Consider the following 12,502-nt stretch of genomic DNA (forward strand, 5'->3'; position numbering starts at 1 on the left):
TTGGGCTGACGGATCGGTGGGCGGGTGCGAACGGGACTACGGCAGCACGGCCGACAGCGCCCGCAGGAACCCGCTCACCGTCCCCCGGTCCCGCACGGCCACCCGCACCCAGTCCTCCCCGAGCCCGGGAAACGTGTCCCCGCGGCGCACGGCGTAGCCGGCCTCACGCAACCGGTGCCGTACCCCCGCCGCCCCCGGAATCCGCACCAGCACGAACGGACCCTCCGCGGGCTCCACGACGCGCACCCCGCGGCCGGCGAAGTCCCGCAGCCCGGCCACCAGGTGCGCCCGGTCCGCCGCGATCCGGTGCGCCGCGTGCCCGGCCTCGGCCAGGGCCCGGGGCGCCACGCACGCCTCGGCGGCGGCCAGCGCCGGTGTCGACACCGGCCACAGCGGCTGGGCGCGCTCCAGCTCGGCGATCACGTCCGGCGGGCCCAGCACGTACCCGATCCGCAGCCCCGCCAGCCCCCACGTCTTGGTGAGGCTGCGCAGCACCACGAGACCAGGCACGTCCGTCCGCCCGGCCAGCGCCTCCCGCTCGCCCGGCACGGCGTCCATGAACGCCTCGTCGACCACCAGCGTCCGCCCCGGCCGGGCCAGTTCGGTGATCGACTCCGCCGGATGCAGCACCGACGTCGGATTGGTCGGGTTCCCGATCACCACCAGGTCGGCGTCCTCGGGCACCGACCCCGGGCGCAGCCGGAAGCCGTCCTCCGCGCGCAGCAGCACCCGGTCCACGGCGTGCCCCGCGTCCCGCAGCGCCGCCTCCGGCTCGGTGAACTGCGGATGCACGACCACCGGGCGCCGGACCTTCAGCGCCCGCGCCAGCAGCACGAACGCCTCCGCCGCGCCCGCCGTCAGCAGCACCCGCTCCACCGGCACCCCGTGCCGCGCGGCGACGGCCGCCCGCGCGGCCCGCCCGTCCGGATAGGCGGCGAGCAACGCCAGCGAACCGGCGATCTCCTCCCGCAGCCAGGCCGGCGGCGTGTCCGCGCGGACGTTCACGGCGAGGTCGACCAGCGCCGCCCCGTCGTCACGCACCTCGGCGTCCCCGTGGTGCCGCAGATCGTGCCCGCCGGCACCGGCCTCAGTGCGCATGGCTGTGGCTGTGCCCGCCGTGATGGTGGTGTCCGTGCCCGTGACCGTGGCCGTCGTCGTCGGGGTGGAAGTGCGGCTGCTGCGGCAGCCCCACCTTGTCCTCGAAGCCGGGCAGCGCGATCCGGTACACGCACGAGTCGCAGTTCATCCGCAGGTCGCCCTGCACGGCCTCCGCGTAGCGCTCCATCACCAGGTCCAGCAGCTCCGGCTCCGGCCCGATGACGTCCGCCGACCGCACCTCGACCTCCGGGTGCGCCGCCGCCCACTCCTCGGTCTGGTGCCGAACCCGGTCGGGGAGGATGCCGGTGAACAGGAAGTACGGCAGGACCACGATCCGCCGGGCGCCGAGGCGCGCGCACCGGTCGAGGCCGCTCGGCACGTCCGGCGCCGCCAGCGACACGAACGCCGTCTCCACCCCGGCGTACCCGCGCCCCTCCCACAGCAGCCGCGCCGCCTTGTGCACCTCGGCGTTGGCGTCCGGGTCGGTCGAGCCGCGCCCCACCAGCAGCACGGTCACCGTGGACCGGTCGCCGTCGCTGCCGGCCAGCGCCTCGTCGAGGCGCCGCTCCAGCACGCTCAGCAGCGCCGGGTGCGGGCCCAGCGGACGGCCGTAGGTGTAGGAGATGCCCGGATGCCGCTCCTTCTCCCGGGCCAGCGCGGCCGGGATGTCACCCTTGGCGTGCCCGGCGGACACCAGCATCAGCGGTACGGCCGCGAACCGCCGTACGCCCCGCTCCACCAGCTCGGCGACGGCGTCGCCCAGCGGCGGCGGGGACAGCTCGATGAACCCGCCCGCGACGGGGAGTCCGGGGTTGCGGCGGCCCAGCTCGCGCACGAAGTCGCGGAACGCCTCGGCTCCGGCGTCGTCCCGGGTGCCGTGACCGGCGATGAGCAGGGCGGGCGGCGTCGGGGTGGTCACAGGGTCTCCTCGGTCGAGTCGGTGCAAACACGTGGAACAGGTGGAACAGGTGGAACAGGTGGAACAGGTGAAACGGGGTGGTACAGCAGGGCGTTGAGGGCGGCGGCGGCCACGGCCGAGCCGCCCTTCTCGGACACGTTGCTCACGGCGGGCAGCCCGCTCTCCCGCAACGCGGCCTTGGACTCGGCCGCGCCGACGAAGCCGACGGGCAGGCCGATGACGAGCGCCGGGGCGGCGTCCAGGGTGAGCAGCTCCTCCAGCGCGGTCGGCGCACAGCCGATCACCCACAGGGCGCCCGGCCCGACCTGCTCGTAGGCGAGCCGCACGGCGTGCGCGGACCGCGTCAGCCCCGGGCCGGAGGCGGCGTCCTTCAGCCGGCACACGGTCTCGCGCCGGGTGATGCCGGCCGCGACCATCTCCACGTCCACGACGAGGGGCGCCCCCGCGTGCAGCGCCGCGTGCGCCTTCACCAGGTCGTCCTCGTCGGTCACCAGGTCGGTCGCGTACTCCAGGTCGGCGGCGGAGTGGATGACCCGCTCCACCACCGCCCGCGTCAGCGGCGGGAAGTGCGAGATGTCCAGCCGCGCCCGCAACCGCCGGAAGGACTCTTGCTCGATCGGGTGAATCACGCGGTTCACCAGGCCTCCCGCTGGTAGGGTCGCCGCGTGCTGCGCGAGAACCAAGCCGGCACAGCAACCTCCAATCTCTGGGGAAACCGGGCTGGTTCCAACCCGGCTGGTGTTGATCGCGGAAGCCTCGACCGCTCGCAGAGCGACCGAGCAGCGTGAGCCAGGAATCCTGCTCGTTCGCGAGGAGGAGGGTTCAATTGGGCTCCTCCTGCCAGCGGTAGCCGCGCGGGGTCACCATGCGCCCCGCGATGTTCCGGGTCGCCGTGTTGCCCACGGTCACGACCGTCATCATGTCGACCGTCGCGGGGTCCAGTTCACCGAGCGAGGTCAGCCGGCTGGACTCGTCCGGGCGCGAGGCGTTGCGGACGACCCCGACGGGCGTCACCGGTTCCCGGTGCTCCGCGAGGATCGCCAGCGCCTTCGGCAGCTGCCAGTCGCGGCCCCGCGAGCGCGGGTTGTAGAACGTCACGACGATGTCCGCCTCGGCCGCCGCCCGCACCCGCCGCTCGATGACCTCCCACGGCGTGTGCAGGTCGGACAGGCTGATCGACACGTGGTCGTGGCCCAGCGGCGCGCCCAGGATCGCCCCGGCCGCCAGCGCCGCCGTCACCCCGGGCACCCCGACCACGTCGATGTCGTCGGACGCCTCCGCGAGCGCGGGTGAGGCCATGGCGTAGACGCCCGCGTCCCCGCTGCCGATCAGCGCGACCGCGTGCCCCGCGCGCGCCTCGGCGACGGCGGTGCGGGCCCGCTCCTCCTCCGCGCCGAGCCCCGACTCCAGCACCCGGGTGCCCGGCCGCAGCAGGTCACGGATCTGGCCCACGTACTGGTCGAGCCCGACCAGCACCGAGGCCCGCCGCAGCTCCGCCTGCGCGCGCGGGGTGAGCAGGTCCCGGGCACCGGGCCCCAGCCCGACCACCGCGAGCCGTCCGCGCCCCGGACGCCGGACGACCGCGCAGGTCGCCATCGCCGACTGCCCGTCGGCCCGCTCCGACTTCCGCTTGGGCACGAGGAGTTCACCGCCGCGCACCAGCGCCGCGGCCTCCGCCACCGACGGGGTGCCGACGGCAGCGAGCGGCGCGTCCGACGGGTTCGGCACCTCGACGGCCGCCAGCTCGCCGGAGGTGTACGTCACCAGCGGCACCCCGAGCCGCTCGGCGGCGGCCAGCAGCCCCGGCTCCCCGGACTTCGCTTCCACGGTGGCGAGTTCGGCCACCGACCGCGGCGACAGCCCCGCCTCCCGCAGCACGCCCTCCACCAGCCCGAGGACCTCCTCGACCGGCGCGCCCTTGGACGCGCCGACCCCGACCACCAGCGACGGCGGCCGCAACAGCACCTCGCGCTCGCCCGGTTCGACGGCCCGGTCGGTGACCCGGATCGTGTACGACCCCTGCGGCGCGGTCGGCAGCGGCGGCAGCGGCCACGCAACCTCGGCGGCCAGGGCCACGGGTTCGCCGTCCAGCAGGGCCCGCGACACCGCCGCCACCGCCCCCTCGAAAGGCAGCCCGAGCGTGTCCAGGCCCGGCAGCCCGACGGCGTCCGTCGCCGTCGTCACCACCGGCTCGGCACCGAGCAACGCGCCCACCTCGTGGGCGAGTTCGTTGGCGCCGCCGCCGTGCCCGCCGGCCAGCGACACCGCGAACCGGCCCGCCTCGTCGACGCACACCACGCCCGGGTCGGCCGCCTTGTCGCCGAGGAGCGGCGCGAGCAGCCGTACCACAGCGCCCGTGGCCAGGAAGCACACCAACTGCTCGCACTCCGCGAACGCCGACCGGACGGCCTCCCCGACCGGACCGTCGTACACCCGCGTGCGGTCCGGCCAGGCGGCGGCGAGCCGGTCGCGGGCCACCGCCCCCGCCGCGGTGGCTGAAATGAGGCCGATCACTGCGCAACTCCTTCGTCGGACACGGGGGTTCTCTCGCCCCACAGCAGGAAAACGGGATTGGTCGCCGCGAGCCGGGACACCTCGCCCGGCAGCGGCGCGAGCCGGGACGACTGGAGCAGCACCCCGTCGCAGGCCAGCCCCGCACTCGTCAGCGCCTCGCGCGCCGCCGGCACCCGGTCCAGCGCGGCCATGGCGACCACCACCGCACGCCGGGCGCGGCGCGCGCACGCGGCGACGATGCCGGGCAGCTCACGGCCGCCACCGCCGACGAACACGGCGTCGGGGTCGTCGGCCAGACCGGACAGCACGTCCGGCGCCGCCCCGTGCACCGTGCGCACGTCGACGCCGTGGGCGCGGGCGTTGGCGCGGATCCGCTCGACTCCGTCGGCCGTCTTCTCTACGGCGACGACGGCCGCGCCGAGCCGCGCGCACTCCACGGCCACCGAACCCGAGCCCGCGCCGACGTCCCACACCAGGTCGCCGGGGCGCGGCCCGAGCCGGGCCAGCGCGAGCGCCCGCACCTCGAACTTGGTGATCATCGAGTCCCGGTGCGCGAACGCGTCCTCCTCCAGGGCCCACCGCGCGGGCGGCGCGTGCACCCCGGCGACGGTACGCACCGGGCCGAGCGCCCGCTCCTCGTCCAGGCACAGCACCACACTCACCGCCGCCCCCCAGTCCCGCCCGGCCGCCTCGGCCGGCGTGACCCGCTCCACACGCTCCCGCTCCGGATCACCGAGAGCGGTCGCCACGACGAGGACACGGTCCGCGCCGCCGGGCCGGGGGGAGCCGCCGGGCACCTGGCCCGTGCCGGTCTGCCTGCCGTAGCCGGGCTGCTGGGACCCGCCGGGCACCTCGCCCACACCGGTCTGCCTGCCCCGGCCGGGCTGGTGGTCCTCGCCGGACCTCTGGTCCTCGCCGGCCACTCCGCCTTCGGTGCGTACCCGGCCCTCGCCCGGCACTCCCCCCTCGCTGAGCGCCGCGCCCAGTTCGGCGGGGCCGGCGCCCGGGCCTGTCAGGACGGCCACCTTCGGGTGGGCGCGGCACAGGTTGACCGCGGTGCGCAGGTCGCGGCCGTGGGCGCTGACCACGACCGCGTCGTCCCACGGCAGACCGACGCGGGCGAACGCGGCCGCCACCGAGGACACCCCCGGCCGTACGTCCAGCCGTCCGGCGCCGAACCGCTCCGCCAGCGCCCGCACGATCCCGAAGAACCCGGGATCGCCCGAGGCGAGCACGACCACCGGCAGGTCCTTGCCGACGTACGTCTCCATGGCGTCCAGCGCGGGCGCCAGCGGCCCCAGCACGATCCGCTCCGCGCCCTCGGGCAGCGCGACGGCGTCCAGGTGCCGCCGCCCGCCGACGACCAGCGCGGCCCCCGCGCACACGCCGGGGGAAGGCGGCGCGCCGCCCGTCCCCGTGCCGACGACGGTGATCAACTGCTCGCACCCCGCTCACGCAGCGCGCGCCGCGCCTCCGGATCGGCCTTGCGGTAGCCGTGGAAGTGACCCGGGTGGTACAGGTGCGAGCGGGTGCCGTGGGCGGCCAGCGCCGGGCCGACCAGGAACAGCGTGTGCTTCCACAGCTTGTGCTCCTTGACCGTCTCCTCCAGCGTGCCGATCGTGCACCGCGCGACCAGCTCCTCCGGCCAGGTCGCCTGGTAGGCGACGACCACCGGGGTGTCCACCGGATAGCCGCCCTCCAGCAGCTCGCGCACCAGCTGGCCGCTGCGGGCCGCCGACAGGAACACCGCCATCGTGGTGCCGTGCCGGGCGAACTCGCGCACCTCCTCGCCGGGTGGCATCGGCGTCTTGCCGCCGCCCAGCCGGGTCAGCACGACCGACTGCGCCACCTCGGGGATGGTCAGCTCCCGCTGGGCCAGCGCGGCCACCGCCGAGAACGAGGACACGCCGGGCACCACCTCGGTCGCGATGCCTATCTCCGCGCACCGGTCCAGCTGCTCCTGCGTGCCGCCCCACAGCGCCGGATCACCGGAGTGGATCCGGGCCACCCGCAGCCCCTCGGCGTGCGCCCGCCGGTACACGGTGACGACGTCCTCCAGCGACATCGCCGCCGAGTCCAGCACCTCCGCACCCTCGCTCGCGTGTTCGAGAACCTCGGCCTGGACCAGGCTCGCCGCCCAGATCACCACGTCGGCCTCCGCGATGGCGCGCGCGGCACGGAACGTCAGCAGATCGGCGGCGCCGGGGCCGGCGCCGACGAACGTCACCTTGCCGGTGGGGGCATCGGCCATGGGAAGGGGTCCTCTCGTACAGGAAAGCGATTCGGGCGGATGTGTCATGGTCTGGGGCCCCGGCGACGGCACCGGATGTGCGCGAAGGCACCTTCATCGGATAGCAAGTCCCTATGGCGGTCTTCGTCGCGCTCGGCGCGTTCCTGATGACGCTGGCCGGCGGCTGGACGGCACAGCGCGTGACCGACCGTCGCCACCTGGTCCTGGGCCTCGCGGGCGGCCTGATGCTGGGCGTGGTCGGCCTCGACCTGCTGCCGGAGGCGCTGCGCGCGGCCGGCCGCGAGATCTTCGGCGTACCCGCCGCCCTGCTGCTGTTCGTGGCCGGATTCCTGCTGGCCCATCTGGTGGAGCGCACCCTCGCCGCCCGCCAGGCGGCCCACGGCGGCGACGAGCACCACGGCCACCGGGCGCCCGAGGTGGGCCTGACGGCGGCCGGCGCCATGGTCGGCCACAGCGCCATGGACGGCGTCGCGATCGGCGCGGCCTTCCAGGTCGGCGGCACCATGGGCACCGCCGTGGCGCTCGCCGTGATCGCGCACGACTTCGCCGACGGCTTCAACACCTTCACCATCACGAGCCTGTACGGCAACGCGCGCCGCCGGGCGATAGCGATGCTGGTGGCCGACGCCTGCGCACCTGTCGTGGGCGCCCTGTCGACCGCCTTCATCCACATTCCGGAAGCCGTGCTCGGCGGCTATCTCGGCCTCTTCGGCGGCGTCCTGCTCTACCTCGCCGCCGCCGAGATCCTCCCCGAGGCCCACCACGAACACCCCGCCCGCTCCACCCTGCTGTGCACGGTGGCGGGCGCGCTGTTCATCTGGCTGGTCGTCGGCGTCTCCAGCTGACCCCCGGCCCGGGACGCTCACAGCTTCCCGCCCCGCCCGCCGTCCCGCCTCGGCGGCGCGATCAGGGTCGACAGGTACGGCAGCGGCGCCCCGCCGAGTTCGCCCGCCGGACGCACCGACTCCTCCGGCAGACCCAGCGCCGACCCCCACACGGCGTCGTCGATCCGCCCGGTCTCCCGCAGCGCCTCGGCGACCTCGGCGGCCTGCCGCCCGAACTTGTACGCCACCACCGTGCCCGGACCGGCCAGCGCCTCCTTCAGCACAGTCGCCCCCGCCGTCACCGGCACCAGCGTCAACGGCTCGGTCCCCTCGGTCAGCACCGCACCCGACCGCGCGGCCAGGTCCTGCATGGCGGTGATCCCGGGCACGGTCTCCACGACGACACCGGGCACGACCTCCGCGATGGTCTGCGCGAGATAGGTGAACGTCGAGTACACGTTGGGATCGCCGATCGTCGCGAACGCCACCGACCCGTGCGCCCGCAGCAGCTCGGCCACCTTCGCGCCGGCCGCGTCCCAGGCCGCCTCCCGCCGCCTCCGGTCGGTCCGCTCGTTCAGCGCGAACACCACCCGGACGACCTTGTCCCCGGGCACGTAGTGCAGCACGGTCGCCTCCGCCCGCCCGCGCTCACCCGTGTCCATCACGGGGACGACGACGACCTCGGCGGCCCGCAGCGCGTTGACCCCCTTGACGGTCACCAGCTCCGGATCACCGGGACCGACCCCGACCCCGACCAGCCTGCTGCTCATGACGTCCGGCACCTCTCGACGAACCGACGGGCCACACCGGGCGTGGCCGCCCAGTGCGTGTGCAGATAACTCGCGTGCACGCCCTGCTGTACGAAACCCTCGACCCGCCGCACCGGCGAGGTGAGCCCCCAGGCCGGGGCCGCCCCGGCCCCCGGCTCGACCACGGTCCGGTGGAACTCGTGGCCCCGCGTCCGCGTCCCGGCCGCCGCGAGCACACTGTCCCCGACCGCCACGGCGTCCCGGTAGCCCAGGGTCAGCCGTTCCGTCATCCGCGCGGTCGCCTCCAGCACCCCGCACATCGGCAGCCCGTCCAGCTCCCGGCACAGATACAGCAGCCCGGCGCACTCGGCGGCCACGGGCGCCCCGGAGAGCGCGAGCCCGGCAACGGCCTTCCGCAACGGCTCGTTCGCCGACAGCTCGGAGGCATACACCTCCGGAAACCCACCCCCGATGACGAGACCGTCGGTGCCGTCGGGAAGCCCCTCGTCCCTGAGCGGATCAAAGGCGACCACCTCGGCCCCGGCCGCAGCGAGCAACTCACTGTGCTCGGCATAGGAAAAGGTGAAGGCCGGTCCGGATGCGAGGGCGACAAGGGGGCGCCCCGTCAGGGGCGCGGGGAACTGCGCGACCAGCCCAGACGCACCCGCAGCCGACAACGCACCCCGGGGGTTCTGGGGGGCGGAGCCCTCCAGGGACGGGACGGGAAGGGGCGGCGGGGGCGAAACACTCAAGGCCTCAGCCGCGTTCCAGGCGACCGCCCCCACAGACCCTGCCCCCCGCGCCAGCGCGAAAATCGCATCCAGATCGCACCCGGCCGCCACCACCGCCCCCATCGCGGCCACCGCCTCCACCGCCTGAGCACCCCGCTCCGCGACAGGAACCAACCCCAGATGCCGAGACGGCGTCGACACAGCCGCGCCCCGCCGCAACACCCCCAGCACCGGCACCCCCGCCGCGTCCAACGCCTCGCGCAGCAAAACCTCATGCCGCGACGACCCCACCTTGTTCAGGATCACGCCCCCGACCCGCACCCCCGGATCCCACGACGCGAACCCGTGCACCAACGCCGCCACCGACCGCGACTGCGACGACGCGTCCACGACCAGCACCACCGGCGCCCCCAGCAGCTTGGCCACATGGGCGGTGGACGCCAGCTCCCCCTGGCCGGCCGCCCCGTCGTACAGCCCCATCACGCCCTCGACGACGGCGATGTCACACCCGCGCGCCCCGTGCAGGAACAGCGGAGCGACCAGCTCCGGCCCGCACAGGTACGCGTCGAGGTTGCGCCCCACCCGCCCGGTGGCGAGCGCGTGGTACCCGGGGTCGATGTAGTCCGGCCCGACCTTGTGCGGGGACACCGCGAGCCCCCGCGCGGCGAACGCGGCCATCAGCCCCGTGGCGACGGTGGTCTTCCCGCTGCCCGAGGAGGGCGCGGCGACGACCAGCCGGGGAACGGCACTCACCACTCGATGCCCCTCTGGCCCTTCTGGCCCACGTCCATCGGGTGCTTGACCTTGGACATGTCCGTCACCAGGTCCGCGAGGTCCACCAGCTTCTCCGGAGCGTTCCGCCCGGTGATCACCACGTGCTGGGTACCGGGCCGGTCCCGCAGCACGGAGATCACCTCGTCGGTGTCCACCCACCCCCAGTGCATCGGATAGGCGAACTCGTCCAGCACGTACAGCCGGTACGTCTCGGCGGCGAGGTCCCGCTTGACCTGCTCCCAGCCCTCGCGGGCCTTCTCCTCGTTGTCCATCTGGGCGTCCCGCTGCACCCAGGACCAGCCCTCGCCCATCTTGTGCCAGTCGACCGAGCCGCCCTCGCCGGAGGCGCCCAGCACCCGCAGCGCGTTCTCCTCGCCGACCTTCCACTTCGCCGACTTGACGAACTGGAACACCCCGATCGGCCAGCCCTGGTTCCAGGCGCGCAGCGCGAGCCCGAACGCGGCGGTCGACTTGCCCTTGCCGACGCCCGTGTGCACGACGACCAGCGGCCGGTTGCGGCGCTGGCGGGTCGTCAGTCCGTCGTCCGGTACGACACTCGGCTGTCCCTGCGGCACTATGCGGCCCTCCTGTTGCCCTGAACGTCCTTCACCAGCCCGGCGATCGAGTCCGCCCGCAACTCGTCCAACGTCACCGCCGTACCGCCCAGCTCACCCGCGAGCTGCCCGGCCAGACCCAGCCGTACCGGACCCGACTCGCAGTCCACGACCACCGAGGCGACCCCCTCGGCCGCGAACAGCCGGGCCGCCCGCCCGGCCAGCGCGACCGGCTCCGGACCACCCGTGGCCCGCCCGTCCGTCACCACGACCACGAGCGCCCGCCGCGCCGGGTCCCGCAACCGCTCCACCCGCAGCACCTCATGCGCCTTGAGCAGCCCGGCGGCGAGGGGCGTGCGCCCACCGGTCGGCAGCGACTCCAGCCGCGCGGCGGCGGCATCGACGGACGAGGTCGGCGGCAGCACGACCTCACCGGCCGACCCCCGGAAGGTCACCAGCCCCACCTTGTCCCGCCGCTGGTACGCGTCCAGCAGCAGCGACAGCACAGCGCCCTTCACGGCGCTCATCCGCTGCCGCGCCGCCATCGACCCGGAGGCGTCGACAACGAACAGGACGACATTGGATTCGCGGCCCTCGCGCAGCGCCTGCCGCAGATCGTCCCGCCGGACCACAAGCCCCGGCCCGGACCGCCCCCGCGCCCGCTGGTGCGGCGCGGCCGCCTGCACGGTCGCCGCCAGGTGCAGCTTCGTCAGCGCGCCGCGCGGACGCCGGGCCCCGGTCGTCCGCCCCTGCTCGGTCCGCGCCCGGGACCGCCGCCCGGCCGCCCCTTCGCCGAGACCGGGCACGCTCAGCACCTTCGTACGGAACGGCTCGGCGGCCCGTACGGGCGACTGCTCCCGCCCACCGGAGGCCTGCGGCTCGCCGCCCTCACCGGCCTCGGGCTCGGCAGCGGCGCCACCGTCCTGCTGGGGACCGTCCTCGGGCGCCGGCTGCCCACCGCCCCCGTCCGGGCCGCCCCCGTCCGGGCCGCCGTCGGGGTCCGGATCGTCGTCCGGGGACTCCCCGGAGAACTCCTCCAGCGTCTCGTCCAGCTTGTCCTCGTCGAGCCCGGGCGCGTCGAAGGGGTTACGCCGCCTGCGGTGCGGCAGCGCCAGCAGCGCCGCCTGCCGGACGTCCTCGGCGAGCACGTCCGTCCGCCCGGCCCACGCGGCCAGCGCGGTCGCCGTGCGCGCCATCACGATGTCGGCGCGCATCCCGTCCACCTCGAAGGCCGCACAGGTCGCCGCGATCTGCCGCAGCGCGGCGTCACCCAGCCGCACCGACGGCAGCAACTCCCGTGCCGCCACGATCCGTTGCCGTACGGCGGCCTCCTCGTCGGCCCACCGGGCGGCGAACGCGGCCGGATCGTCGTCGTACGCCAGCCGCCGCCGCACGACCTCCACCCGCTGATCGGGCTCCCGCGAGGCGGCGACCTCCACGGTCAGCCCGAACCGGTCCAGCAACTGCGGCCGCAGCTCGCCCTCCTCCGGGTTCATGGTCCCGACGAGCAGGAACCGCGCCGCGTGCCGCACGGAGACGCCCTCACGCTCGACGTAGGACGCGCCCATCGCGGCGGCGTCCAGCAGCAGGTCGACCAGGTGGTCGTGGAGGAGGTTGACCTCGTCGACGTAGAGGATCCCGCGGTGCGCGTCGGCCAGCAGGCCCGGCTCGAACGCCTTCACGCCCTCGGCGAGCGCCCGCTCGATGTCGAGCGCGCCCACCAGCCGGTCCTCCGAAGCGCCGACCGGCAGTTCGACCATCCGCGCCGCGCGCGACTCGAACGCCCCCGGCTCGTGGGGGCCGTCAGGGCACGCGGGGTCGGGCGAGCCGGGGTCGCAGGAGAAACGGCACCCGGAGACGACGTCGACCTCGGGCAGCAGCGCCGACAGCGCCCGCACGGCCGTGCTCTTCGCGGTCCCTTTCTCACCCCGGACCAGGACTCCACCGACGACGGGGCTCACGGCATTGAGAAGCAAAGCCAGGCGAAGGTCGTCCTGACCCACGACAGCGGTGAAGGGATAGGGCGTGCTCACGCGGCGATCACTCCTTCGGATGACTCAGGGTGGAACGGTTCGCGGCCAGGGCGAC

The 12,502-nt window shown here is 75.0% G+C and carries 11 protein-coding genes; 1 reads left to right on the forward strand and 10 read right to left on the reverse strand.

From position 1 onward, the window contains the following. Window positions 1-36: 36 nt before the first annotated feature. The 6 genes from cobC to cobM all read right to left on the reverse strand — a co-directional run bounded on the left by cobC (window position 37) and on the right by cobM (window position 6,782). The gene (gene cobC, locus DBP14_RS27675) at window positions 37-1,098 is read right to left on the reverse strand and encodes an Rv2231c family pyridoxal phosphate-dependent protein CobC (protein ID WP_129309823.1); all 1,062 of its coding nucleotides are present in this window, start codon (window positions 1,096-1,098) and stop codon (window positions 37-39) included. After that, window positions 1,088-2,017, reverse strand: coding sequence for a sirohydrochlorin chelatase (locus tag DBP14_RS27680; RefSeq protein WP_129309824.1), 930 nt, complete (start codon window positions 2,015-2,017; stop codon window positions 1,088-1,090). Before DBP14_RS27680 ends, cobC begins: the two co-directional genes overlap by 11 nt. Continuing rightward, complete coding sequence (locus DBP14_RS27685; protein WP_241741048.1) at window positions 2,014-2,655, reverse strand: precorrin-8X methylmutase; 642 nt, start codon at window positions 2,653-2,655, stop codon at window positions 2,014-2,016. Before DBP14_RS27685 ends, DBP14_RS27680 begins: the two co-directional genes overlap by 4 nt. A 184-nt stretch (window positions 2,656-2,839) precedes the next feature. Further along, the gene (cobJ, locus tag DBP14_RS27690) at window positions 2,840-4,531 is read right to left on the reverse strand and encodes a precorrin-3B C(17)-methyltransferase (RefSeq protein WP_129309825.1); all 1,692 of its coding nucleotides are present in this window, start codon (window positions 4,529-4,531) and stop codon (window positions 2,840-2,842) included. Then, the gene (gene cbiE, locus DBP14_RS27695) at window positions 4,528-5,967 is read right to left on the reverse strand and encodes a precorrin-6y C5,15-methyltransferase (decarboxylating) subunit CbiE (RefSeq protein ID WP_129309826.1); all 1,440 of its coding nucleotides are present in this window, start codon (window positions 5,965-5,967) and stop codon (window positions 4,528-4,530) included. The genes cobJ and cbiE overlap by 4 nt, the downstream gene beginning before the upstream one ends. Beyond that, window positions 5,964-6,782 carry a precorrin-4 C(11)-methyltransferase gene (gene cobM / locus DBP14_RS27700; protein ID WP_129309827.1) on the reverse strand — a complete coding sequence of 273 codons (819 nt, stop codon included), beginning with the start codon at window positions 6,780-6,782 and terminating at the stop codon, window positions 5,964-5,966. The genes cbiE and cobM overlap by 4 nt, the downstream gene beginning before the upstream one ends. Window positions 6,783-6,895: 113 nt before the next feature. Between cobM and DBP14_RS27705 the strand changes: the two genes are divergently transcribed. Next, entirely contained in the window at window positions 6,896-7,627 is a 732-nt protein-coding gene (locus DBP14_RS27705) for a ZIP family metal transporter (protein ID WP_129309828.1), read from the forward strand. A gap of 17 nt (window positions 7,628-7,644) precedes the next feature. On the opposite strand, the gene cobI is transcribed toward DBP14_RS27705, so the two are convergent. The 4 genes from cobI to DBP14_RS27725 are packed head-to-tail and all read right to left on the reverse strand — an operon-like array spanning window position 7,645 to window position 12,447. Then, on the reverse strand, window positions 7,645-8,376 hold the full coding sequence (gene cobI / locus DBP14_RS27710) for a precorrin-2 C(20)-methyltransferase (RefSeq protein WP_129309829.1): 732 nt from the start codon (window positions 8,374-8,376) through the stop codon (window positions 7,645-7,647). Then, a complete protein-coding gene (locus DBP14_RS27715) occupies window positions 8,373-9,842 on the reverse strand; it encodes a cobyrinate a,c-diamide synthase (RefSeq protein WP_129309830.1) in 1,470 nt (489 codons plus the stop codon). The genes cobI and DBP14_RS27715 overlap by 4 nt, the downstream gene beginning before the upstream one ends. Then, a complete protein-coding gene (gene cobO, locus DBP14_RS27720) occupies window positions 9,836-10,435 on the reverse strand; it encodes a cob(I)yrinic acid a,c-diamide adenosyltransferase (protein WP_129309831.1) in 600 nt (199 codons plus the stop codon). Before cobO ends, DBP14_RS27715 begins: the two co-directional genes overlap by 7 nt. Next, window positions 10,435-12,447, reverse strand: coding sequence for a putative cobaltochelatase (locus DBP14_RS27725; RefSeq protein ID WP_129309832.1), 2,013 nt, complete (start codon window positions 12,445-12,447; stop codon window positions 10,435-10,437). Before DBP14_RS27725 ends, cobO begins: the two co-directional genes overlap by 1 nt. Window positions 12,448-12,502: the final 55 nt, after the last annotated feature.

The sequence above is a fragment of the Streptomyces sp. L2 genome, assembly GCF_004124325.1.
Taxonomy (GTDB): domain Bacteria; phylum Actinomycetota; class Actinomycetes; order Streptomycetales; family Streptomycetaceae; genus Streptomyces.